At 50.4% G+C, this 24,733-nt stretch carries 16 protein-coding genes and 2 rRNA genes (1 of these 18 only partly in view); 13 read left to right on the top strand and 5 right to left on the bottom strand.

The window, feature by feature from the left end:
• Positions 1–141 precede the first annotated feature (141 nt).
• The 3 genes from ACHZA1_RS15240 (at position 142) to ACHZA1_RS15250 (ending at position 3,649) form a co-directional block, all read left to right on the top strand.
• Positions 142–345, top strand: a complete 204-nt coding sequence (locus ACHZA1_RS15240; protein WP_320052721.1) for a hypothetical protein — start codon at positions 142–144, stop codon at positions 343–345.
• A 198-nt stretch (positions 346–543) separates the two neighbouring features.
• Positions 544–3,141, top strand: a complete 2,598-nt coding sequence (gene clpB / locus ACHZA1_RS15245) for an ATP-dependent chaperone ClpB (RefSeq protein WP_320052722.1) — start codon at positions 544–546, stop codon at positions 3,139–3,141.
• Positions 3,142–3,247: 106 nt separating this feature from the next.
• Positions 3,248–3,649, top strand: coding sequence for a hypothetical protein (locus ACHZA1_RS15250; RefSeq protein WP_320052723.1), 402 nt, complete (start codon positions 3,248–3,250; stop codon positions 3,647–3,649).
• Between the two features lie 170 nt (positions 3,650–3,819).
• Here ACHZA1_RS15250 and ACHZA1_RS15255 read toward each other — a convergent pair whose 3' ends face one another.
• Positions 3,820–5,385: a fused response regulator/phosphatase gene (locus ACHZA1_RS15255; RefSeq protein ID WP_320052724.1), complete on the bottom strand. Its 1,566-nt coding sequence runs from the start codon at positions 5,383–5,385 to the stop codon at positions 3,820–3,822.
• 244 nt (positions 5,386–5,629) lie between these two features.
• Here ACHZA1_RS15255 and gcvT point away from each other — a divergent pair, with 244 nt between their 5' ends.
• From gcvT to ACHZA1_RS15285, 6 genes are all read left to right on the top strand, one after another.
• Positions 5,630–6,733 (top strand): glycine cleavage system aminomethyltransferase GcvT, encoded by a 1,104-nt coding sequence (gene gcvT, locus ACHZA1_RS15260; RefSeq protein ID WP_320052725.1) that lies wholly within the window; start codon positions 5,630–5,632, stop codon positions 6,731–6,733.
• Positions 6,734–6,825: 92 nt separating this feature from the next.
• Positions 6,826–7,599: an MBL fold metallo-hydrolase gene (locus ACHZA1_RS15265; protein ID WP_320052726.1), complete on the top strand. Its 774-nt coding sequence runs from the start codon at positions 6,826–6,828 to the stop codon at positions 7,597–7,599.
• Between the two features lie 371 nt (positions 7,600–7,970).
• A complete protein-coding gene (serC, locus tag ACHZA1_RS15270; RefSeq protein ID WP_320052727.1) occupies positions 7,971–9,041 on the top strand; it encodes a 3-phosphoserine/phosphohydroxythreonine transaminase in 1,071 nt (356 codons plus the stop codon).
• A gap of 78 nt (positions 9,042–9,119) precedes the next feature.
• The gene (locus tag ACHZA1_RS15275) at positions 9,120–10,043 is read left to right on the top strand and encodes an NAD(P)-dependent oxidoreductase (RefSeq protein ID WP_320052728.1); all 924 of its coding nucleotides are present in this window, start codon (positions 9,120–9,122) and stop codon (positions 10,041–10,043) included.
• Between the two features lie 59 nt (positions 10,044–10,102).
• Positions 10,103–11,344 carry a DUF1015 family protein gene (locus tag ACHZA1_RS15280; RefSeq protein ID WP_320052729.1) on the top strand — a complete coding sequence of 414 codons (1,242 nt, stop codon included), beginning with the start codon at positions 10,103–10,105 and terminating at the stop codon, positions 11,342–11,344.
• A gap of 369 nt (positions 11,345–11,713) precedes the next feature.
• Positions 11,714–12,211 (top strand): metallophosphoesterase family protein, encoded by a 498-nt coding sequence (locus ACHZA1_RS15285; protein ID WP_320052730.1) that lies wholly within the window; start codon positions 11,714–11,716, stop codon positions 12,209–12,211.
• A gap of 439 nt (positions 12,212–12,650) precedes the next feature.
• Here ACHZA1_RS15285 and queF read toward each other — a convergent pair whose 3' ends face one another.
• The 4 genes from queF to mnmA form a co-directional block, all read right to left on the bottom strand.
• Positions 12,651–13,136, bottom strand: coding sequence for a preQ(1) synthase (queF, locus tag ACHZA1_RS15290; protein WP_320052731.1), 486 nt, complete (start codon positions 13,134–13,136; stop codon positions 12,651–12,653).
• An 18-nt stretch (positions 13,137–13,154) separates the two neighbouring features.
• A complete protein-coding gene (locus tag ACHZA1_RS15295; RefSeq protein WP_320052732.1) occupies positions 13,155–13,835 on the bottom strand; it encodes a queuosine precursor transporter in 681 nt (226 codons plus the stop codon).
• A 127-nt stretch (positions 13,836–13,962) separates the two neighbouring features.
• Positions 13,963–15,138 carry an IS4 family transposase gene (locus ACHZA1_RS15300; protein WP_320051689.1) on the bottom strand — a complete coding sequence of 392 codons (1,176 nt, stop codon included), beginning with the start codon at positions 15,136–15,138 and terminating at the stop codon, positions 13,963–13,965.
• Between the two features lie 196 nt (positions 15,139–15,334).
• Positions 15,335–16,387, bottom strand: a complete 1,053-nt coding sequence (gene mnmA, locus ACHZA1_RS15305) for a tRNA 2-thiouridine(34) synthase MnmA (protein WP_320052733.1) — start codon at positions 16,385–16,387, stop codon at positions 15,335–15,337.
• A gap of 151 nt (positions 16,388–16,538) precedes the next feature.
• Here mnmA and ACHZA1_RS15310 point away from each other — a divergent pair, with 151 nt between their 5' ends.
• The 4 genes from ACHZA1_RS15310 to ACHZA1_RS15325 form a co-directional block, all read left to right on the top strand.
• Positions 16,539–19,646 carry an ATP-binding cassette domain-containing protein gene (locus ACHZA1_RS15310; protein WP_320052734.1) on the top strand — a complete coding sequence of 1,036 codons (3,108 nt, stop codon included), beginning with the start codon at positions 16,539–16,541 and terminating at the stop codon, positions 19,644–19,646.
• A gap of 108 nt (positions 19,647–19,754) precedes the next feature.
• Positions 19,755–20,846, top strand: a complete 1,092-nt coding sequence (locus ACHZA1_RS15315) for an acyltransferase (RefSeq protein WP_320052735.1) — start codon at positions 19,755–19,757, stop codon at positions 20,844–20,846.
• A gap of 703 nt (positions 20,847–21,549) precedes the next feature.
• Positions 21,550–23,069, top strand: a 16S ribosomal RNA gene (locus ACHZA1_RS15320).
• Positions 23,070–23,267: 198 nt separating this feature from the next.
• Positions 23,268–24,733: ribosomal RNA gene (locus ACHZA1_RS15325) — 23S ribosomal RNA — on the top strand (it continues 1,412 nt past the right edge of the window).
• Together the 16S and 23S rRNA genes form the textbook arrangement of a ribosomal RNA operon.

Genomic DNA, 24,733 nt, shown 5'->3' on the forward strand with positions numbered 1-24,733 from the left:
GTAAAATAGGGAGGATAACAGGGATTCGCCTTTAAATATAGTTTCATGTTTCAAAGGGCTTTTACTAGATGCGAGCGATTTCAAAGGGAATATTTACTTCTTTTCTGTTCTTTTTGTAAGGGCAAAAAGAACGAAAAAACCTTGGCACGAATAAACTCGCTCGGTCGCGGTGGAATGTCGCTATCTCAAATGATTGCTTCTAGTCCTTTCATTGCTGTTGCGCTGATTGGCGTTGTAGTCGCTCCGCTCACTCGAACAGAATTCCTGCCAGTTTGGTATGGCTACGCCATGGTGTTTACGGGGAAATGTTATTCTGTACTGGTAAGTTTTTCTGCCGTTAGTTAGTAGTTCTTCCAATAAACGTTTTATAGTAGGAGATATTTTCTAAAAGCGAAATCCTTCGGGAAGATGATATGGGCCAAAGAGTTTTTAAACGGGTGAAATATTGTCATACAAGAGGCCTTGTTCTGTAAAAATGACATGAGAATTACGGGTGGCAAGTAAGTTGATGGGGGTAACCTGTAAAACGAAAGGAGACGAAAAATGAACTTTAATAACTTTACCATAAAGGCACAGGAGGTGGTTCAGCATGCCATAGAGGTGGCTACCGCAAACCATAACCAGATTATTGAACCCGGGCATTTGCTTCAAGGGTTGTTCTCGCAGAGCGAGAATGTGGTGGGCTTTCTGCTGAGGAAACTGGGCGTTAACGTTCCAACCGTAGAGCGAAACCTTCAGCAGATTATCGATAAGTATCCGAAGGTAACAGGTGGAGAGCCCTCGTTGAGCAACTACTCCAACAGAGCGCTGCAAAAGGCTATCGACTACTCGAAGAAGCTGGGTGACCAGTACGTGTCGGTCGAGAATATTCTTCTTGGCATCTTGGACGTGGGCGATAGCGTTGCAAAGCTGCTAAAGGATAGCGGCGTTAACGAAAAGGATCTGATTGCCGCCATCAAGGAGCTGCGCAAGGGGGCTACGGTTGATAACCAGTCGGCAGAGGAGACCTTTAATGCGCTCGAACGATTTGCCATCAACCTAAACGATCAGGCGCGCTCGGGTAAGCTCGATCCTGTGATTGGGCGCGACGACGAGATTCGTAGGGTGCTGCAAATCCTATCGCGTAGAACAAAGAATAACCCCATTCTGGTGGGTGAACCCGGTGTGGGTAAGACCGCCATTGCTGAGGGTATTGCCCATCGTATCGTAAATGGCGATGTGCCCGAAAACCTGAAGTCGAAGCAGATATACTCGCTGGATATGGGGGCGCTGATTGGCGGTGCCAAGTACAAGGGCGAGTTTGAGGAGCGCCTGAAGGGGGTGGTTAAGGATGTAACCTCATCCGAAGGCGAGATCATCCTCTTCATCGATGAGATACATACGCTGGTGGGGGCAGGGAAGAGCGAAGGCGCTATGGATGCCGCAAACATCCTGAAGCCTGCCTTGTCGCGTGGCGAGCTGCGCTCTATTGGCGCAACCACGCTCGACGAGTACCAGAAGTTCTTCGAGAAGGATAAGGCGCTGGAGCGCCGCTTTCAGATGGTTATGGTGGATGAGCCTACGGCGGTTGATGCCATATCCATCCTTCGCGGGCTGAAGGAGCGCTACGAGAACCACCATCAGGTGCGCATCAAGGACGAGGCCATAATTGCCGCCGTGGAGCTATCCGACCGATATATCACCAATAGGTTTTTGCCCGATAAGGCCATCGACCTGATAGATGAAGCTGCATCGAAGCTGAGGTTGGAGATGAATTCGGTGCCCGAAAATATCGACGAGCTCGACCGTAGGATTCGCCAGCTGGAGATTGAGCGCGAGGCCATCAAGCGCGAGGGCGACAGGCGTAAGATTGAGGAGCTGAACACCGAAATTGCCAACCTCTCGGAGCAGCGTACCGAGCTGCGCTCGAAGTGGGAGGAGGAGAAGGGGCTCATCAGCAAGATTCAGCAGAAGAAGATAGCGCTCGAGGAGCTGGGCTTTCAGGCGCAGGAGGCCGAGCGCCAGGGCGACTACGCCAAGGTGGCCGAGATCCGCTACGGAAAGGTAAAGGAGGTGCAGGACGAGATTGAGCGCACCAAGGCCATCCTGAAGGAGCGCCAGAGCAACGATGCGCTGATTAAGGAGGAGGTGGACGCCGAGGATATCGCCGAGGTGGTGTCGAAGTGGACGGGCATCCCGGTGTCGAAGATGGTGCAGAGCGAGCGCGCCAAGCTGCTGCACATGGAGGCGGAGCTGCACAAGCGGCTGATTGGGCAGGACGAGGCCATTGAGGCCGTGTCGGATGCCGTTCGCCGCAGCCGCGCGGGCTTGCAGGATGCCAAGCGGCCCATCGGGTCGTTCATCTTCCTGGGGACAACGGGCGTGGGGAAAACCGAGCTGGCCAAGGCGCTGGCCGACTTCCTCTTCAACGACGAGAACATGATCACCCGCATCGACATGACCGAGTACATGGAGAAGCACTCGGTGTCGAGGCTCATCGGGGCGCCTCCCGGGTACGTGGGTTACGACGAGGGCGGCCAGCTTACCGAGGCCGTTCGGCGCAAGCCCTACTCGGTGGTGCTCTTCGACGAGATCGAGAAGGCGCACCCCGACGTGTTCAACGTCCTGCTGCAGGTGATGGACGATGGCCGCTTGACCGACAACAAGGGGCGCGTGGTAAACTTTAAGAATACCATTATTATTATGACCTCGAACATCGGCTCGCAGCTGATACAGGAGCGCTTTGCCGCTGCCAGCGATGCCGATAGGGGCGAGGTGGCCGAGAAAACGAAGGATCAGCTCGTTGATCTGCTCAAGCAGACGATACGCCCGGAGTTCATCAACCGTATCGACGACATCATCATGTTTACCCCGCTTAACCGCGAGGAGATTAGGCAGATTGTGCTGCTGCAGCTGGAGGTGGTGAGGCGCATGCTGGCCGAGAACAGCATCAGCATCGAGTTTGAGGATAGCGCCGTCGACTTTATTGCCGATGTGGGCTTCGATCCGCTCTTTGGCGCACGCCCCATCAAGCGGGCCATCCAGAAGTTCATCGTCAACGAGCTCTCGAAGCAGATCCTGAGCGGCGCGGTAACCGGCGACGACAGCATCGTGGTAGGCTATAGGAACGATGCCATCGTATTCGTAAATAGGAACCAGTAGGGCATACGATAGCTAGCATGAAGGCCATCTGGGCAGGATTCCCCTGCTTCGGATGGCCTTTTTTTTTGCGCTACTATCTGTAGAATATTAGCTCTTTTATGTAAACATGAAGCTAAAAGCTACAGACGGGAAGCAAGAAGTGACAGACAGGACGCTAAAAGCTACAGGCGGGAAGCAAGAAGTGACAGGCAGGATGCGAAAAGCTACAGACGGGAAGCAAGAAGTGACAGACAGGACGCTAAAAGCTACAGGCGGGAAGCGAGAAGTGACAGACAGGATGCGAAAAGTGACAGACAGGACGCGAAAAGCTTCAGGCAGGAAGCGAAAAGTGACAGCCGGAAGGCAAAAAGCTACAGGCCGGAAGCGAGAAGTGACAGCCAGGATGCGAAAAGCTTCAGGCAGGAAGCGAAAAACAACAGGAGGGACGCGAAAAATTTCAGACAGGAAGCAAAAGGAGACAACCGGGGAGCAAAAGGTCTCAGGCAGGATGCCAGAAGTAACAGCCTGAATGGAAAAAGTGGTAGTGCCGCACCGAGCCGCATGGGAGGGGGAGGCATCATCGGAGAGCCGGGGAGGAGCTGTCGAGGGTAGGGGGGGCTAGTTCTCCCGAAAGTAGCCAACCTACAGGATGTTCGTTGGAGAAGCATTTCGGCTGCTCGCTGTTGGAGGCGTGGTGGGCTACTTAAACTCCACGAGCAGCATGGTGCGGTCGTCGTTAAACGAGTCGATGCTGTTGTTGGCCATGATCGACAGCTCCAGCTTGTCGAGATCGAAGACCCCCTCGTTTAGCGGCGCTTCCAGGGTCGAGGCAATCTTCTCGATTCCGATTTGCTTCTCCTTGGTGGCGTCGAAGGCCTCCGTGTAGCCATCGGTTACCAGGAGCAGCTGGTCGCCTGGATGGACGCGCATTATTTCGGAGGAGTACTTCTCGTTTTCAACAATTCCTAAGATCTTCCCCTTTATGGGGATGACCGACGTCTTTTGGGTCTTCTTCGAGTAGAAAATGGGGTAGATGGCGCCGGCCGACGATAGGATTACCTGCTGCTGGCTGGGGTTTACCAGGATGGCCGTTAGGGTGGTAAAGGCATCCGAGAGCTGGATGTCCTTGTACAGGAACTGGTTGATGTCGCTGAGCAGCAGCCCCAGGTTGTTGTCGATTTCGAGCTGCTTCTTGGCGGGGAATACCTTAAGGCTGGCCCTGATGTAGGCCAGGTAGGCGTTGGCAAAGAACCAGGCGCCCCACTTCTTGCCCATCACATCGCCGAGGAGGATGAGCGTGTTGCCGTTGCCCATCTTCACGATCTCGTAGAAGTCGCCGCCGGCGGGCTTGGTGAAGGGCTCGTACTTGATGCGGAGCCTAAAGGTGGGGAAGTCCTCCTTGTGCGAGGGGGCGAAGTGCACGGGTGAGGAGAGCACGGCCTGCTTGAGCGAGCTGACGTACTGGTTCTTTATGCTGATTTCGCGATCGATCAGCACCTCAATTTGGTGGGCGAGGATCTCGGGGTTCTTGTACTTGATGAGGATGCCAAAGCCGCCGTTCTCGATGAAGTTCATCTGCAGCGATTCCGATACCTTGCGCGATGCGATGAGCCATATCGGGATGCTTGCCCCGACGTGGTGGGCCATCCGGTAGATCAGGTTTAGGGCCCATGTGGCCTTGTCGTCGATAAAGATCATCCAGATGCTCTTCGATGCGAAAACCTCCTCAAAATCGCAGTAGCTGGTCACCTCGTTCACCGTAAGGGCGATGTGGGCAACCAGGGAATGCGCGTTCTCGGCCTTGCAGTATACGATTTCGCCGAACTCCGGGTTGAGGCTATTTCTGGAGCGCTTTTTTCGGGAGGTCTGGTTCTCGTTGATCCTGGAGATCATCCCCTCTATTTGCGATTTGAATATCTTTTTCTTTATCGGCTTAATGATGATCTCGTCGGCTCCATCGTTCATGCACTTCACCTGCATGTCCTCGCTGATGGCGTTGGTGAGGAAGATGAAGACGCACCTTTTCCCGTAGCTGAGCTGGCGGATCTTTCGTACCAGCTCGTTTCCGTCCATTTGGGGAAGGAACAGCTCCGAAATGACGAGGTTGAAGTTGACGTGTAGGGCCTGCTCGAAAGCTTCCATCCCGTTGGTCGCCTTGTAGATGTCGCAGTCGATATCTTGCAGCAGGGTTGCAAGCGTATTAAGGATGTTGATGTTGTTGTCAACAAGCAATACTTTGGGCTTACTTCTAATTGTTGGTGTCACCAGATTTCCCCCTATTCATTAATAGCCAGTAGTTCATTGCACAAAAAAAACGTATGGATTCGAAAATTATTATCCTAATGCCCTACATTTCCGTTAGCAATATTACGCCGTTTGCTTTCAATTTTTCAACAGAAAACCGCATTTTTTTGAATTTTTTTAAAAAGAAGTGGCAGATTTGAAAAAACTGTTGGAGGTGCTCGAAAAACGCTACCTTTGCCTTAGACACAAAATAGCTTAACGCACTATGAAAACTACAGCTTTTACAAATTTTCACATAGAGTTAGGTGCTCGGATGGTTCCCTTCGCAGGGTACAACATGCCAGTAGAGTACTTTGGTATTAACGACGAGCACGTTACCGTTCGCGAGAAGGTTGGCGTATTCGATGTTAGCCACATGGGAGAAGTTTGGGTGAAAGGCCCAAAGGCATTCGACTTTGTACAGCACATCACCTCTAACGATGTTGCAGCTCTATTCGATGGTAAGGTACAGTACTCCTGCTTCCCCAACGGGAAGGGCGGTATTGTAGACGATCTTTTGGTTTACCGCATCGATGGTGAAACCTACCTATTGGTTATTAACGCTGCCAATATCGATAAGGACTGGAGCTGGATTGTTGAGCAGGGTAAGGCATTTGGTTTTACACCTGGTAAGGAAATCTACAATGCTTCTGATGAAATCTGCCAGCTTGCCATTCAAGGACCGTTAGCCATGCAGGTTATCCAAAAGATTACCGAGGAAACCGTTACCGATATGGAGTACTACACCTTCCGTAAGGTAAACGTTGCTGGCATTAAGAATGCTATTCTCTCGACAACCGGATATACCGGTGCTGGTGGTTGCGAAATCTACGTAGCCAACGCGGATGGCGCAAAGCTTTGGAAGGCAATCTTCGAAGCGGGTAAGGAAGAGGGCATTCGCGCAATTGGCCTAGGTGCTCGCGATACGCTTCGCCTCGAAATGGGCTTCTGCCTATACGGCAACGATATCAACGATACCACCTCGCCAATCGAGGCTGGCTTAGGCTGGATCACCAAGTTTACCGACGAAAAGAACTTCATCGATAAGGAGCTACTTCTTAAGCAAAAGAAGGAAGGTGTTTCCCGTAAGCTTGTTGGTTTCGAGATGATCGACCGTGGTATTCCTCGTCAGCACTACGATATCTGCGATGCAGCAGGTAGTGTAATCGGAGAGGTAACCTCAGGAACCATGTCGCCAATGCTTAAGATTGGTATTGGTATGGGTTACGTGAAGCCAGAGTTCGCAAAGGTTGGCACCGAAATCTGCCTTAGCGTTCGTGGCAAGCTGCTAAAGGCAAAGGTTGCTAAGCTACCTTTCTATAAAGGATAATTTTTGAACCACCAATAGTTAAGGCGTAGGCGTTGCCTACGCCTTTTTTTTACAACGCTGTCGAAAGGCGCACAAATGGGGAATACGGAGTAATGAAGATTTCGATTTTAGGAAGCGGGAGCGAAGGTAATGCAACCTATATTGAGGTGGGTGGCCTGCCATTCCTGGTTGATGCCGGCTTTAGCGCTAAAACGCTTATTGGCCGAATGCATGACATTGGCCTCGATCCCCATATGCTTAAGGCAATCCTGGTAACCCACGAGCATAACGATCATATAAAAGGAGTTGGAATCCTCTCCCGTAAGCTGAACCTCCCTATTTACATTACTCCAGAAAGCTACCAGGCGTCGGCAGCTTTGCTTGGGAAAATTGCGCCGCACAACCTACGCTTCATTGAAGGCACATTCGAAATCGAAGGTGTAAGGTTTATTCCATTTGATGTAAACCATGATGCTGTTCGAACGGTAGGCTTTCGCATAGAGGGGGCCAATGGCAAGCGTATGGCCATTTCAACGGATATCGGCTGCTGTACCGAAGAGGTTGTTGCCCATTTTGCCGATGTCGACCTCATGGTTTTGGAGGCCAACTACGATTACGATATGCTCCAAAGCTGCGACTATCCGTACTACCTAAAGCAGCGAATCCATAGCCCTAATGGGCACCTTTCGAATGCCGACTCTGGCAAGCTGATAGGCGATAGCTACCACCCCAACCTGAAGAAGGTCTACTTAGCGCACGTTAGTAAAAACAGCAATACCTACGACTTAGCCTTTACGACGGTGCAAAACGAGCTAAAATCCAGAGGAATTGAGGTTGAAATGGAGGTGGCCTACCAAGCGCAAGTAACAGAACTTTTTGCGATATAAGTGAAAAGGATGGCAGAGGGCGCTTCTTTCTGTCGATACCAAGGGGGCGCATAGGAGTGGGCAATGGCCGAGGATGACGAAGAAGCCTCGCAGCGAAGCTGGGTGCGCAGCTACGAACTTGATTCAAGCATCGGACTATTATGCTTCCTATATATTTAGTAAAAATTATACCGATATTAAAATCAGGCAAATTGGTAGTTGTAACGCTGAATTAGTTAAAAATTGTTTGTGATATTTGAAGTTCTCTTTTAAACTGTAATTTTGGCAGTGGAAAAATCTTATATACCATAACCGGTAAGGTTGTGATGTTGCTGTTTTTTTTGCATTTTTACCTAACTCACAAATCAGTTGAATTTAACTAACATGTAGCTATGAAAAAGCATAACTTTAGTGCTGGTCCATGTATTTTGGCACCTCAGGTTATTGAGAACACTGCAAATGCAGTACGTGATTTAAATGGTATAGGTCTTTCTCTTATCGAGATATCTCACCGAACCAAGTACTTTGAGCCAATTATGGCAGAGGCTCAACAGCTCTTCAAGGAGCTTATTGGTGCTCCAGATAACTACCATGTTCTTTTCCTAGGTGGCGGCGCCAGCCTTCAGTTTGCAATGGTTCCTTTCAACCTTATGGAAAAAAAGGCTGGCTATGTTGAAACTGGCGTTTGGGCAAAGAAGGCAATTAAGGAGGCTAAGCTATTTGGCGAGGTTGAGATCTTAGCTTCATCGGCTGAGGCTAACTTTAACTACTACCCAAAGAACTTCAACATTCCATCGGATATTGACTACGTTCATATCACCACTAACAATACCATTTACGGAACCGAAATCCATCACGATATAGACTGCCCTGTAACCTTAGTTGCCGACATGTCTTCTGATATCATGAGCCGTCCGGTTGATGTTACCAAGTATGGTATGATTTACGGTGGTGCGCAAAAGAACCTTGGACCTGCTGGTGTTACCTTCGTGCTTATCCGCGAGGATATCCTTGGCAAGGTTAGCCGTCAAATTCCAACCATGCTCGACTATAGAACTCACATTAAGGATGGTTCTATGTTCAATACTCCTCCTGTATTTGCAATCTACGCGGTTAATGAAACCCTTAAGTGGATGAAGCAAATGGGTGGCGTAGAGAAGATGTACGAGCTTAACAAGGCTAAGGCTCAGTTGCTATACGACGAAATTGACCGCAACTCTATGTTCGTAGGAACTGCCGAGAAGGAAAGCCGTTCGATCATGAACATCTGCTTTGTTATGGCTCCTGAGCACAAGGAGAAGGATGCAGAATTCCTAGAGTTTGCTAAGAGCCAAGGTATGGAAGGTATTAAGGGACACCGTTTGGTGGGTGGTTTCCGTGCTTCTACCTACAACGCGCTTCCTATTGAAAGCGTTCAGGCTTTGGTTGACTGCATGCGCGAGTTCGAAAAGAAAAACGCTTAGCATAAAATATTTTTGGAAGGTTGGCTGTTTCGGCAGTCAACCTTTTTTTACACTACTAACTGAATAGATCTTATTACTATGGCTAAAGTTCTTGTTGCAACAGAGAAACCCTTTGCGAAGGAAGCTGTTGATGGAATTAGAAAGATAGTTGAAGGCGCTGGTTTCGAATTGGCCCTTCTCGAAAAGTATACTTCAAACGACGAACTTCTTAAGGCTGTTGCCGATGCTGACGGACTTATCGTTCGTAGCGACAAGGTAACCCGCGAGGTGGTTGAAGCCGCTAAAAATCTTAAGGTGGTTGTACGTGCCGGTGCCGGATACGACAACCTTGACCTTGCTGCTTGCACCGAAAAGGGTGTGGTAGCCATGAATACTCCTGGTCAGAACTCGAATGCCGTTGGCGAGCTTGCCTTTGGCATGATGGTGTACATTGCCCGTAACTCGTTCCAACCAGGTACTGGTGCCGAACTTAAGGGTAAGAAGATTGGTATCCATGCCTACGGAAACGTTGGTCGCTGCGTGGCAACTATCGCCAAGGGCTTTGGAATGGAAGTTTACGCTTTCGATCCTTTCGTGTCGGCTGAGGCTATGGCTGCTGAGGGTATCAAGGTTTGCAGTACCGTAGAGGAGCTTTACGCTACCTGCAACTACGTATCGCTACATATTCCTGCCAACGATAAAACCAAGAACTCGATCAACTTCGACCTTCTTTCGAAGATGCCTAATGGTGGCGTGCTAGTTAACACCGCTCGTAAGGAGGTTATCCACGAGGCGGAGCTGGTTAAGATGATGGCCGAGCGCCCCGACTTTAAGTACGTTTCGGATATCGAGCCAGGAAACGCTGCCGAGCTGAAGGAAAAATTTGGCAACCGCGTATTCTTCACCCCTAAGAAGATGGGTGCCGAAACTGCCGAGGCCAACGTAAATGCAGGACTTGCTGCCGCCCGTCAGGTGGTTGGGCTCATCAAGAACGGCGATAAAACCTACCAAGTAAACAAGTAATAAACCTATAGCGGCCTACTTCTTAGCAGGCCGCTCTCCTTTCCTAAAAATCTTAACACATGGTAAAAATTAAACCTTTCCGGGGCATTCGGCCCCCCAAGGATATCGTAGCAGAGGTTGCTTCGCGTCCTTACGATGTACTTAACTCTGTTGAAGCTAAGGCTGAGGCTGGCGAAAAGTCGCTGCTCCACATCATCAAACCAGAGATCGACTTCGATCCAATCGCCGACGAGCACTCGCAGCAGGTGTACGACAAGGCTGTTGAGAACTTCAAGAAATGGCAGGCTAACGGCTGGCTTAAGCAAGATCCTACCGAAAAGTACTACGTGTACGCCCAAACCATGGACGGCCGCACCCAGTACGGCTTGGTGGCTGCTTGCCATTGCGAGGACTATATGACCGGCAAGATCAAGAAGCACGAGCTTACCCGTAAGGATAAGGAAGAGGATCGCATGATGCACGTTCGCATCCAAAACGCCAACGTAGAGCCTGTATTCTTTGCATATCCTGCCGTTGCCGAGATGGACAGCATCATCGCTAAGGTGGTTGCTGGCAATAAGCCAGAGTACGACTTCGTTGCTGCCGATGGCTTTGGCCACAAGTTCTGGGTTGTAGAGGATGATGCCGTTAACAAGCGCATCACCGAAATCTTTGCCGAAATTCCTGCGCTTTACGTTGCCGACGGTCACCACCGTACCGCTGCTGCTGCGCTGGTAGGCGAGGAGAAGAAGAAGGCCAACCCTCATCACACCGGCGACGAGGAGTACAACTTCTTCCTAGCGGTGATCTTCCCCGACAACCAGCTGAAGATTATCGACTACAACCGCGTGGTGAAGGATCTTAACGGTCTGACCACTGAGCAGCTGATTGCTAAACTATCGGTAGATTTCGATATTAAGGAGATGGGTGCTGATATCTACACTCCAAACTCTCTTCACAACTTTTCGATGTACATCGACGGCAAGTGGTACTCGCTTACCGCTAAGGCTGGCACCTACGACGATAACGACCCAATCGGTATCCTCGACGTTACGGTTCTTTCGAACCTCGTTCTGGACAAGGTGCTTGGCATTAAGGACCTCAGAACCGACAAGCGCATCGACTTCGTCGGTGGTATCCGTGGCCTTGGCGAGCTTAAGCGCAGAGTGGATAACGGTGAGATGAAGGTTGCCTTCGCCCTTTACCCCGTTACGATGCAGCAGCTCATCAACATCTCGGACACCGGCAACATCATGCCTCCAAAGACAACCTGGTTCGAACCCAAGCTTCGCTCGGGTATCGTAATCCACCAGTTGGACTAACATATAGAAAGGCTCTTCGGAGCCTTTTTTTGTTTTGGGTGGGTTTGGTAATTGCTGCTTGTAGGTTGGGATAAGGTAAAATCGGAGCGATTCCCCTCCTTTTTAAGGAGGGGTGCCCGTAGGGCGGGGTGGTTTGGATTGTGATTCTATTCCAATTTTTTTCTCAACAACCACCCTCGGCTTCGCCGACCTCCCGCTAAGGCGGGAGGAGTTCCGCTGATTGTGCCGTGTGCTTAGCAGATGGTATAACTTTCTTGATTTGAGTAGAGCCGTTGCACTGCAACGGCTCTACCTGCTTTCAGATATCCGCCTTTCCCCCTTTGCCATTTCGCCAAACTCTCGTTCCTTTGCACCATACTATATATAGCGATGACTAGAGTTGGACTTGTATCGGATACCCACGGATTTTGGGATGATAAGCTGGACGCATTTCTGGCCGATGTGGACGAGCTGTGGCACGCCGGCGATATCGGCAGCATCGAGCTGCTGGATAACCTGTCGAAGAAGCGGACCACCCGGGCCGTCTTCGGCAACATCGACGGGGGGGCAACGCGCCTTGTCGCCAAGCCCTTCCTCTTCTTCGAGTGCGAGGGGGTAAAGGTGCTCCTGTCGCACATCGGCGGATACCCCAACAAGTACGACCGGGACTACCTACGGCTCATCGACGAGCTGCACCCCACCCTGGCCATTGCCGGCCACTCGCATATCCTAAAGGTGATGTTCGACAAGAAGAAGGATCTGCTCTTCATGAATCCTGGCGCTGCGGGCATCTCCGGCTTTCATAGCGTGCGCACCTCCCTCCGCTTCACCATCGAAAATGGTACGGTGAAGGATCTAGAGGTGGCCGAGTGGGAGCGGAAGGCGTAGCTTCCCAGTAAGGCAGCACGTCCCGTCACCCGGTTGGAGTATCCTTACCGGTAAGGCAACTCGCCCGGCTCCCGGTTGGGGTATCCTTCCCTGTAAGGCAGCACGTTCCGTCACCCGGTTGGGGTATCCTTCCCGGTAAGGCAGCATGTTCCGTCACCCGGTTGGAGTATCCTTCCCGGTAAGGCAGCTCGCCCGGCTCCCGGTTGGGGTATCCTTCCCGGTAAGGCAGCACGCCTGGCTCCCGGTTGGTGTATCCTTCCCGGTAAGGCAGCACGTCCCGTCACCCGGTTGGGGTATCCTTCCCGGTAAGGCAGCCCGCCCGGCTCCCGGTTCGGGTATCCTTCCCGGTAAGGTAGCTCGCCCGTCATCCAGTTCGGGTACCCTACCCGGTAAGGTACCCCTACCAACAAAAAAGAGGAGCGCTGCTCCTCTCTCTGTTCTATCGGCTTCCGATCTTCTCGGGGTACATGTCGTGGTTCATAAACCGCTGCTCGGCCAGCTGCTCGTACCGGGTTCCGGGCCTGCCGTAGTTGCAGTAGGGGTCGATGCTGATGCCGCCGCGGGGGGTAAACTTGCCCCACACCTCGATGTAGCGGGGCTCCATCAGCTTAATCAGATCCTTCATGATGATGTTCACGCAGTCCTCGTGGAAGTCGCCGTGGTTGCGGAAGCTGAACAGGTACAGCTTGAGGCTCTTGCTCTCGACCATCCGCACGTCGGGCACGTAGCTGATGTAGATGGTGGCAAAGTCGGGCTGCCCGGTGATGGGGCAGAGGCTGGTAAACTCGGGGATGTTGAACTTCACCCAGTAGTCGTTCTCCGGATGCTTGTTGATGAAGGTCTCCAGCACCTCGGGGGTGTACCCGAAGGCGTATTGGGTGCCTTGGTTGCCCAAAGATTTTAGGCCTTCGCTTTCTCTTTCCATGGTTATTTGTGTTGATGGCTAAACTTCCTTCAGCCTAAACGGGTTGTAGGAAATGTCGTTGTCGAATACGTTTTCGTTCTCGAGCTTCTTCACCCGGTTCACCACCACGATGGTAACGGGCAGGATGACGATCTCGTAGGCGGTTTTGATGAAGGTTTGCACCAGCGCCATCAGCACCAGCTGCCTTGCGGGGATGATGCCCGCGAAGGCCACGAAGATGAAGATGGCCGAGTCGAGCCCCTCGCCCGCAACGGTGGAGAGGATGGCGCGCAGCGAGAAGTTGCTGCCGTTGCTCATCACCTTCATGCGGCTCATGACAAGGGCATTGGCAAACGAGCCGCACAGGTAGGCCAGGATGCTGGCAATGCCGATGCGGGGCGTGCTCTCCAGGATTCGGGCAAACGACTCCTGGTTGGTCCAGAACGGCGCCGCCGGAATGGCGATGGCCAGCTGGTACATCACGTTCGAGAGCACCATCATGCCAAATCCGATCCAAATCACGAATCGGGCCTTGCGGTAGCCCCAGATCTCCACGATAACGTCGTTGACGATGTACGAGATAGGGAAAATGATAACGCCGGCAGGTACCGCCAGCGAGCCAATGGTGATAATCTTAATCGCTAAGATGTTCGAGATAAGCAGGCATGCCGTGAATAGGATGCCAAAGAGCATAAATAGGGGTGAAACGCTTTGCTTCATAATTGATTTTTTACGTGGGTGCCAATAAACACGGTTTGTAAATAAAAGATCTGCCGCAAAGGTAGCAAAAATCGGTAACCGGGCAACATCCGTACGCGTAGAGACGGGTTTCAAACACTGCTGTCCGCTAAAATAATTTAAGGTTTGAATTGCTTACAGGTTGAAAGTTCTCCGATAATTCAGCCTTGGCTAGGAACTCTTTTAGGTTCTCCTTTTCAAAAAGCGAAACGCTCAAGATTCGAAGTAATTCAAATGGCGATGACTTTGACTTCAATTCGACACCGACTAGAGCTACCAAGCAGTAGGCGATAATGCCTACATATATTTGGATTTTTACAGAGTTTTCGGAAGTTCCGTAAAATTGCTTTATCCTTAAATGCTGCTTTATCCATTTGAAGTACATCTCAATTTGCCATCTACACTTGTATAGGTATGCGATTTTATGCGCCTCTAAATCGAGGTTATTCGTAAAGAATTCTAGAGTTGCTTTCTTCTCTTCGTTGTAGTAGTAGATTATTCTCAGAGGTTTTTGATACCGAGCTTTCGCCCAACGATTCGACAATCTTATTTTTAAGTCGCGTAAAATGCCTTTTTCATGGACATCGCAGCTACATTCCTCTATAATTTCGAAGTTCATTTTCTCTTTCCTTCGCACTACAAAAAATGCACCTGCTTCATCGATTTTGTTAAGAGATAACAGTTTGACATAGGCTTTGTCGAAAATGTAAAATGCATCCGGTTCGTATTGAAAGTAGTCCATAACGCTTTGATCCCTGACGTCATGGTCGGTGATTACATTGTAAACCGGAATGCTTGTAAGGATGTCAAACATGGTGTGAACCTTAATTCCTCCTTTCCCATTTTGCACCTTGGACCACGAATACGCTTCCCATTTTAAAGTAACTGTTGTTGAATCCAACGCAAGCACACGATGAGGGATTCCCTCCATGAACAGCCCTTCGATGTTACCCCTTTTATCTTGAGCTATCTTAACAACTCGTTCAGCAAATAGCCGAAATATTTCCACATTTCGCTTCTCATTTGCTTCAGACAGCGTTGTGCGGCAAACGCTTTTGCCAAAGCCTAAACGATAAAACTTTGACCGATGCGCATTAAGCGATCCGATGATGTCGCGTAAACTTTCCCGGGCTGTCAGCTGAGCCCACAGCATAACCAAGAAATGGTTCCAGCAGGTAAACGATTTTATGTACTTGTTGCCATCGTACTTATTGACCAAATATTCGAAGTAGTCCTCAGGCAAGAACTGGCATAATTGCTTAAAAATATAGGTTCCACTATTCATTGCTTACAGTTTGTAGCTTGTCGCAAAAGTAAGCATCTGATATGTTCCGACTTTATCGCAACTGAATTAGCAATTAAACATCAATGTGTTAGTAGGTGTTTTAATAATATTTCCCGGACACTAGTGGGTTTCAAACCCGTCTCTCATGTTGTAACGTCAGGTTTCGTTTCCAATGATACGGGGTACAAACCCGTATCTACGACACTGCCATCGCCCCGCCCACCAACCGATCGCCGATGTAGAACACCACCGGTTGCCCGGGCGAAATGGCCCACGCCGGGTTGTCGAGCGTAACCGTACCCGCATCACCTTCGATGGTCAGGTAGCCGTACCCCTCGGGGTTCAGCCCCAGCCCCCGCACCTTCACCTCCAGCGGGGTGGTGGGGGTAATCTCTTCCTTACGGATAAGGTGAACCTCGCGCACCCGAAACTCCGAGCGCAGCAGGTCTGCCTTCTTTCCTATGGTGATGGTGTTGCTCGCGCTGTCCATGGATTGGATGTAGGCCTCGCGCTCGGTCGTTAGTTCCAAGCCCCTCTTTTGCCCGATGGTGTAGAAGGGGATGCCGCTGTGCCTCCCGATGGCGTTACCCGCTTCGTCGAGCACCTCGCCGGGGCGTACCTCGGCCATCCGCTCGGGCATCAGCTGGGCGATGAAGTGGCGGTAGTCCATCCCCTCCAGGAAGCACACGCTCATGCTCTCGTGGTTGGGCACCAGGTCGTCGAAGTGCCTATCGCGGATCTCCTGCTTGGCCTGCTCCTTTAGGATGGTGCCTAGCGGCTGCACCATCCGGCGGATGATGCTCTCGGGCAGCATCCACAGGTAGTACGACTGATCTTTTTTTGAGTCCTCACCTTTTAGGACGTAGTAGTGGCCGTTGTGCTCGGCCGTTTGCACGTAGTGGCCGCTGGCGATGTACCTCGCCCCGATGCTGTCGGCAAAGTCGGCCAGCTGCCGCCACTTCACCTGCGGGTTGCACCAGGCGCAGGGGCTGGGCGTCTCACCCTTCAGGTAGGCTTCGGCAAATGGGCGTACGATAGTTTCCGTAAAGGCCTCGCTGCAGTCGACAACGTGGTGCTCTATGCCGATGCGCTTCGCCTGTAGCTCGGCATCCTCAATAGCCTTGGCCGATTTGGGGCCATCCACCATCCAGAGCGTAACGCCAACCACCTGGAATCCGCTTTCCTTAAGCTTGATTGCCGTAAGAGTACTGTCTATTCCCCCGCTCATACCTACCGCTACCTTTTCCATCCTCAAGTTTTGCCGCAAAGTAAAATCAATTTTAATGAAGAATAAAAAAGTGTAGTCGCAATATTAAAATATGTAACCCCGTTATGCAGTATTAGGCTGTGAAATGCCAAACAAAAATCTATTTTTGTACCAGAAAGGGATCGCAGAATAAATGAATGACTCCATTTTTAGGGTTCTGATGCAGTTCTTTGCTACTATCGTCAATTACGATAACCGTAGCAATAAGGACATTGCAAAGGAGATTGTAAAAAACTACCTGTACGAAAAAGAGTTTTCGGATGAACACTCGGAGTACTACGTATCGCTGTTTGATGAATGTTTAGTGAATCAGCGGCGCGTACAGTCGTACCCTTTTTCCGAGAACCCCATTTTTACGGAGGATACCCTTCACCTTTGCCGTCAAATCAACCTGGAGTTCGAGCAGAACCAAAAGGTGTGGCTGCTGCTGCAGCTCACCGAATTTGTTGGCGATGCCTTCTCCCAAAACGAGGTTTACCACAAGTTTGTAAGCCTGCTCGCCTACCATTTCAATGTCGATCAAGCCGAATTCGACTATGCCCAGCAGTTTGTTATTGCGGCAAACGAGAGCGAAATTCCTTTGGTTGATAAGGTGCTGGTTGTCGATGCCGATTCGGACTTTTCGCATCCCTACTTTAAGCATCACTACAACGAGAAGCTAAAGGGGCGGGTTTACTTCATTCATCTGGCTAGCGTAAACACCTTTCTGATAAAGAATTTTGGCGAAACCAACCTTTTCCTAAACGGGCACAGCATGCGCAATGCGCGCGCTTACGTGTTTGGCTACGGTTCGGTTGTCCGAAATCCCAAGATCGATCCCATCTACTATAGCCGAATTGCCGGCAAGTTTATTCAGGCTGATGTTCTTCGGCGTATCCTCTTCGTGGCTACCGACGTTTCCTACAAGTTTAAGGGGAGCGATAACGGCGTCCATCCATTCAGTTTTAAGGCTGAGTCCGGGCAGCTTATCGGGATACTAGGTGGTAGTGGCGTGGGGAAATCCACCCTTCTCAATGTGCTCAATGGTTCGCTGAAGCTTCATTCGGGACGAATCACTATTAATGGGTTCGACATCCACGAGGAGAAGGAGGTGGTACGAGGCGTTATCGGCTACGTTCCTCAGGACGACCTGCTCATCGAGGAGCTAACCGTTTACGAAAACCTTTTCTTCAACGCAAAGCTCTGCTTTAGGAACTATACGGAAGAGGAACTAAACGATGTTGTTAACCAGACCATCGTTGATTTTGACCTCGACGAGGCTCGCGATTTTAAGGTGGGAACCCCCCTTAACAAGTATATCAGCGGGGGACAGCGTAAGCGCCTTAACATCGCGCTCGAGCTGATGCGACAGCCCTCTGTTCTCTTTGTTGATGAGCCCACCTCGGGTCTCTCGTCGATAGATTCAGAGAAGGTAATGCTGCTGCTAAAGCGTCAAATTCTAAAGGGGAAGGTGGTGATCGTAAATATCCACCAGCCCTCATCCGATCTTTTTAAGCTTCTAGATAAAATCTTGGTGATGGATCAAGGTGGGCGCATTATCTTTCAGGGTAACCCGATGGATGGAATTGTTTACTTCCGTAAGGCGGCTCACTACTTTAATGCCGAGGAGAGCGAGTGTATGACCTGCGGTAACGTGAATACCGAGGTTATTCTTAGGGTGGTGGAGGCTCGCGTGGTAAATGAGTATGGTAAGCTAACCCGTAATCGTAAGCGTTCGGCGAAGGAGTGGTACCAGCTTTACCTGAAAAACGTTCAGCCAAAGCTTCGTTCCATTGCTCATGGAGCTAGAACAAATCTGCCAATCAACAATTTTCATATTCCCAATAGGCTAAATCAGTTCAGGATATTTATTTCTAGAAGCATCTTGTCAAAGCTTAGCGACAAGCAATACCTGTTGATGATTGCTCTTGAGGCTCCGTTGCTCGCAATCATCGTTGGATTCTTTACCAAGTACACCGTAGGCGATGGGAACGACGTAAATAGGTACATCTTTAGCACGAACGATAATATCCCTGCTTACCTATTTATGAGCGTAGTGGCGGCGCTATTTCTTGGGATGATTGTTTCGGCAGAGGAAATCATAAAGGATAGGAAGATACTTCATCGTGAGAGATTTTTGAACCTGAGCTGGGGAAGCTACATATCCTCTAAAGTCTTTGTGGTATTTCTCATCTCTGCCATTCAGATGTTTGTATTCGTTCTGTTGGGGAATCATATACTCGAAATAAAGGGGATGAATTTAATTTATTGGATCATTCTATTCTCGGCAGCTGCATGTGCCAATATTATTGGGTTAAATCTATCTTCGGCGCTTCGTTCTACGGTGGCAATTTACGTTACGGTTCCTTTACTTTTGGTGCCGCAGCTGCTCTTTAGCGGTGTAATTGTCGATTTCAGGAAGCTTCATCATTCAATTTCCAATGACAGGTATGTTCCTTTTGTCGGAGATATGATGATTTCCCGATGGGCATACGAAGCATTGACCGTAAGTCAATTCAAGGATAATACTTATACCCAATTCTTTTACGATGTAGATAAGGAGCGTAGCCAAAACAACTACTACTCCAGCATATGCATTCCAATTCTGATGTCTCAGCTTAATGAACTCCAGCACGATTATAACCTGAAGTCGATAAACGAGAAATCGTTAAGGAGATTGGAGTTGGTAAATAATGAATTCGATCGTCTTAGCAAACTGTTTGGTGACAAGGTTACCAAACTTAGTACCAACAGTGCCCGTATTACGAAAATCGATCCTAAAACGATAAAGGAACATAAGTTGATCCTTAATAACCTTCAAGCATACCTTTGGCAGAATTACAACCGATTAAGCGTAAAGAAGGATTCGATATATAGTTCGCTGTTGAGTAACTACAAAACCACTGAGCAGATTGTGGCGTTACGCCATAGTTACGAGAATAAGGCCCTTTCCGATTTAGTATTGAACAAAAGCGGTGTTGCTCAATCAAAAATTGTAGGCACAGAAATCGTTCAGCTTAAAGATCCTGCGTACATGGAGCCAACGTCATCAATTGGGAAAGCCCAATTCTATGCGCCAGTAAAGATTGTTGGGAATATGAAGATTGACACCAAATGGTTCAACGTTGGGGTTATCTGGATCTTTACCATCCTTGGGTTTATTGCGCTGCATGAAAATTGGCTGTTACGCATTATGCAGTACATCGATACTATAAAGTACCGACGAACGGAGCAAAGGATTTCAAAACATCGACCAAAATAGCAAGGAGGGTTTTACTCCCTCCTTTTTTTGTCCTTGACTTAGCGTTCTGCCGTTCTTTCAGATTATTCGACGACTTTAATATCTTTACGCGCCAATAGAATAAGAGAGATGAAGGGTAAAATAGAGATTGTACAGCTGTTAAGAGGGATTGCTGCATTATTGGTGTGCTTTTTTCACATGAAGGGGATATTAAATCATGGCAGTAGCCAGTTGGGGACATTCCTTTTTGGGAGCGGATCAATAGGGGTCCCCTTATTCTTTATGATAAGCGGGTTTATTATGGTAGTAACAACCCAGAATAGTAGTCCGACATTTGCTTACGTAAAAGGCTACTATCTCAAAAGGGCTGTTCGCATACTGCCTATTTATTATATACTTACTCTAGTTCTTGTTCTAGGTCTTGGTGAATTCCGCTATTATTTCATCGATCATTACAATGAGTTGCTGTCTGGTCTATTCTTCTTCCCAACTTACCAGAATCACATTGGACCATCATATGGAATGCCTCCTTTAGAGGTGGGTTGGTCGCTCTGCTACGAAGTCTTTTTCTACATTCTTCTGGGCGTGTCCATTTTCTTTGGGCGGTATCGGTGGACTGTGCTAGTTGGATTGATGGCTGTGTTGGTCTATCTTATTCCATTCATTACAAATGGAGAGGTTATGCCATTACTATCGGGCTGCTATGGCTATACATCCGCCTATTTCAGTTTGATGACAAATCCTGTAATTCTCTTCTTTATAGTTGGTGTGCTAATTGGACTGTTCTATATTTCGAGGCATTCAATCCCGAACATTCTTTTGTCTCAATGTCTAGCAGGAATAGCAATTGTTGTATTTATTCTTTCATACTTTGGTCTTATAACGCTGCCTAAAAGTTATTACTCCAATATTTTAGTTTGCGGATTATTGTTGTTTGCACTTTTGCAGCGCAATAAGATAAAACCTTTTGTGCTGCCTAAACCGCTAGTTTTCTTAGGTGATATGTCATACTCGTTATATTTAGTTCATCCGTTGGTTATCATATTTCTTCCGCGCATTTTCCGCATCTTTAAAGCTGGCGTTATTTTAGCAAGTCCATGGTACTTCCTCATTGTAATGTCAGTTGTTCTTGGACTATCAGTCATATCTTATAACCTAATTGAAAAGCAACTTTGCAGTAGGTTGATATCTTTATTGGTTGTGAGACATCCTCTAAATTGAATATAAGCAAACGGGATGTGTCATTAAAGTAACTGGTTAGATGAAAAGATAAAGGCTCGCGAAAGCGGGCCTTTATCTTTTCAGGGCTACAGAGGCGGGTTGTAGGTTCTGGTGATCCTGAAGGGAGCGAGGAGCCATTTTGGGGTAGGATGAGCCTGCCGGAGGCGGAACTAGGTGCTGCACCAGCACCTGTCTCCGGTTCTTTTTTCAAAAAAACATTCCCTTCAACGGCCTCTTACAAAGGCGAGCAACGTTCGTTAACGCGTTAAGGTATGGTGTAGGGGTTGCGGAATCGGAAAATAGGCGTACTTTTGCATCCGCAATCGGGAACAACGGCGCCTTCGCAGGGAGGGCTAGCGGGAACGGGAGCGAGGCTCTTTAACATAAGCGGCTTAGGAGGTAAGCCGGAACGGACGAGGGAGTAGCGAGAGCACCGGCCGCCCAGAAGGGTTTTAGGACGGAAAGCCGCGAAGGGGCAACCGAAAAAAAAGTTGGCCAACCGCTTGGAAGTTTCGAAATAAAGCCTACCTTTGCAGCCCGCAAATGAGGGAGCGGGTCGCTGAGAAGCGGCAAAAAGTAATAGGTTCTTTGAGGAAGTGCAGTGAAAAGATAGAAAACGATTAGGATGATTTATTAGACTAACGTAATCCTGATGGGCTAAGGAAACAACAGGGGAAGCAATTCCCCGAAATCAACATCTTCTACTATGGAGAGTTTGATCCTGGCTCAGGATGAACGCTAGCGGCAGGCCTAACACATGCAAGTCGAGCGGTAGAGGACCTTCGGGTTCTTGAGAGCGGCGCACGGGTGCGTAACGCGTATGCAACCTACCCTTTACAGGGGAATAGCCCGTCGAAAGGCGGATTAATGCCCCATGGCTCCCAGGTTCGGCATCGGATTTGGGGTAAAGATTTATCGGTAAAGGATGGGCATGCGTGCCATTAGCTTGATGGTAGGGTAACGGCCTACCATGGCTACGATGGCTAGGGGTTCTGAGAGGAAGGCCCCCCACACTGGGACTGAGACACGGCCCAGACTCCTACGGGAGGCAGCAGTGAGGAATATTGGTCAATGGGCGCAAGCCTGAACCAGCCATGCCGCGTGCGGGAAGAAGGCGCTACGCGTCGTAAACCGCTTTTGTCTGGGGGTAACCGCAGGGACGTGTCCCTGCCTGCAAGTACCAGACGAATAAGGGTCGGCTAACTCCGTGCCAGCAGCCGCGGTAATACGGAGGACCCGAGCGTTATCCGGATTCATTGGGTTTAAAGGGTGCGTAGGCGGCCCGGTCAGTCAGCGGTGAAAGGCTCCTGCTCCACAGGAGAGCTGCCGTTGATACTGCTGGGCTAGAATCTTAGCGAGGCGGGCGGAATGCGCGGTGTAGCGGTGAAATGCATAGATATCGCGCAGAACGCCGATTGGGGAGCCAGCTCGCCAGCTGAGTATTGACGCTGAGGCACGAAAGCGTGGGGATCAAACAGGATTAGATACCCTGGTAGTCCACGCCGTAAACGATGATGGCTCGCTCTTGGCCTGCAAGGGTCAGGGGCTTAGCGAAAGCGTTAAGCCATCCACCTGGGGAGTACGCCGGCAACGGTGAAACTCAAAGGAATTGACGGGGGCCCGCACAAGCGGAGGAACATGTGGTTTAATTCGATGATACGCGAGGAACCTTACCCAGGCTCGAACGCCGAACGAATATGGGGGAAACTTCATAGCCAGCAATGGCGGTCGGCGAGGTGCTGCATGGTTGTCGTCAGCTCGTGCCGTGAGGTGTCGGCTTAAGTGCCATAACGAGCGCAACCCCTATCGGTAGTTGCCAGCGGGTTAAGCCGGGAACTCTACCGAGACTGCCAGCGCAAGCTGCGAGGAAGGCGGGGATGACGTCAAATCAGCACGGCCCTTACGTCTGGGGCGACACACGTGTTACAATGGCCGGTACAGAGGGCAGCCACCCAGCGATGGGGCGCGAATCTCGAAAGCCGGTCGTAGTTCGGATCGGAGGCTGCAACCCGCCTCCGTGAAGCTGGATTCGCTAGTAATCGCGCATCAGCCATGGCGCGGTGAATACGTTCCCGGGCCTTGTACACACCGCCCGTCAAACCATGGGAGCTGGGGGGACCTGAAGTGCGTGACCGCAAGGAGCGCCCTAGGGTAAAACCGGTGACTGGGGTTAAGTCGTAACAAGGTAGCCGTACCGGAAGGTGCGGCTGGAACACCTCCTTTCTGGAGCGCCATCAGGGCGAAATCTGAGAGCTGCACTTCCCAAAAGATATTGAGCGCCACGAGGCAGACGGCCGCATCGGATGCGGGTGGCGCGCAAACGGTAAATCCGGCTTTAAAACCCGGAGGCACCAGAAGATCTTTGACGTTTGAGGACGAAGCGGCGCATGCGACGGAGTTGATCTCCGGCGGGTGCGCGGAAAGGAGTAAGAAAAGGGCGCACGGGGGATGCCTTGGGTCCTATAGGCGACGAAGGGCGTGGCAAGCTGCGAAAAGCCGCGGGGATCGGCAAGCACGAATCGATCCGCGGATACCCGAATGGGGCAACCCACCTGGCTGAAGGCCAGGTATCCGGAGCAATCCGGAGGCGAACGGGGAGAACTGAAACATCTAAGTACCCCCAGGAGAAGAAAACAATAGTGATTCCCCGAGTAGCGGCGAGCGAAAGGGGATTAGCCCAAACCCATCCGGTTACGGCCGGGTGGGGGTTGTAGGGCCTCCATTACCAACCACGAGCGAAGCTGAAGCCGCTGGAAAGCGGTGCCATAGCGGGTGACAGCCCCGTAGGCGTAGGCGAGTGGGCGGGGGAGGAACCCTGAGTAGGGCGGGGCACGAGAAACCCCGTCTGAATCTGGCAGGACCATCTGCCAAGGCTAAATACTCATAGGACACCGATAGTGAACCAGTACCGTGAGGGAAAGGTGAAAAGTACCCCGAATAGGGGGGTGAAAAAGACCCTGAAACCGTGCGCCTACAAGCGGTCGGAGCCCTTTAGTGGGGTGACGGCGTGCCTTTTGCATAATGAGCCTACGAGTTGCTCCTGTCCGGCAAGGTTAAGTGCGGTTACGTACGGAGCCGAAGCGAAAGCGAGCCTGAATAGGGCGAATAAGTCGGACGGGGCAGACGCGAAACCTTGCGATCTACCCATGGCCAGGATGAAGTTCCGGTAATACGGAATGGAGGTCCGAACCAATAAGCGTTGAAAAGCTTCTGGATGAGCTGTGGGTAGGGGTGAAAGGCTAATCAAGCTGGGAAATAGCTCGTACTCCCCGAAATGCCTTTAGGGGCAGCCTTGGACTTACCACCATGGAGGTAGAGCTACCGATTGGATGCGAGGGCCTCACCGCCTATCAAATCCTGACGAACTCCGAATGCCGTGGTGCGATATCCAGGAGTGAGCCGGCGGGTGCTAATGTCCGTCGACGAGAGGGAAAGAACCCTGACCGCCAGCTAAGGCCCCCAAGAGGCGGCTAAGTTGATGAAACGATGTGCGGCTGCAGCGACAGCTAGGATGTTAGCTTGGAAGCAGCTATTCATTTAAAGAGTGCGTAACAGCTCACTAGTCGAGCGGCTGCGCGTGGATAATAATCGGGCATCAAGCCGTCCGCCGAAGCTGCGGATAAGAAATTATGGTAGGGGAGCATTCCACCGGCGGTGAAGCTGGGCCGTAAGGTCTGGTGGAGCTGGTGGAAAAGCAAATGTAGGCATGAGTAACGACAAGGCGGGTGCGAAACCCGCCCACCGATAGACCAAGGTTTCCTGATCAACGCTAATCGGATCAGGGTAAGGCGGGGCCTAAGGCTAACCCGAAGGGGGATGCCGATGGACAGACGGTTAATATTCCGTCCCTGGCCAGCGCTGCGATGGGGCGACGAAGGAGTGAAAGG

It is taken from the genome of uncultured Acetobacteroides sp., assembly GCF_963667355.2.
Taxonomy (GTDB): Bacteria; Bacteroidota; Bacteroidia; order Bacteroidales; family ZOR0009; genus Acetobacteroides.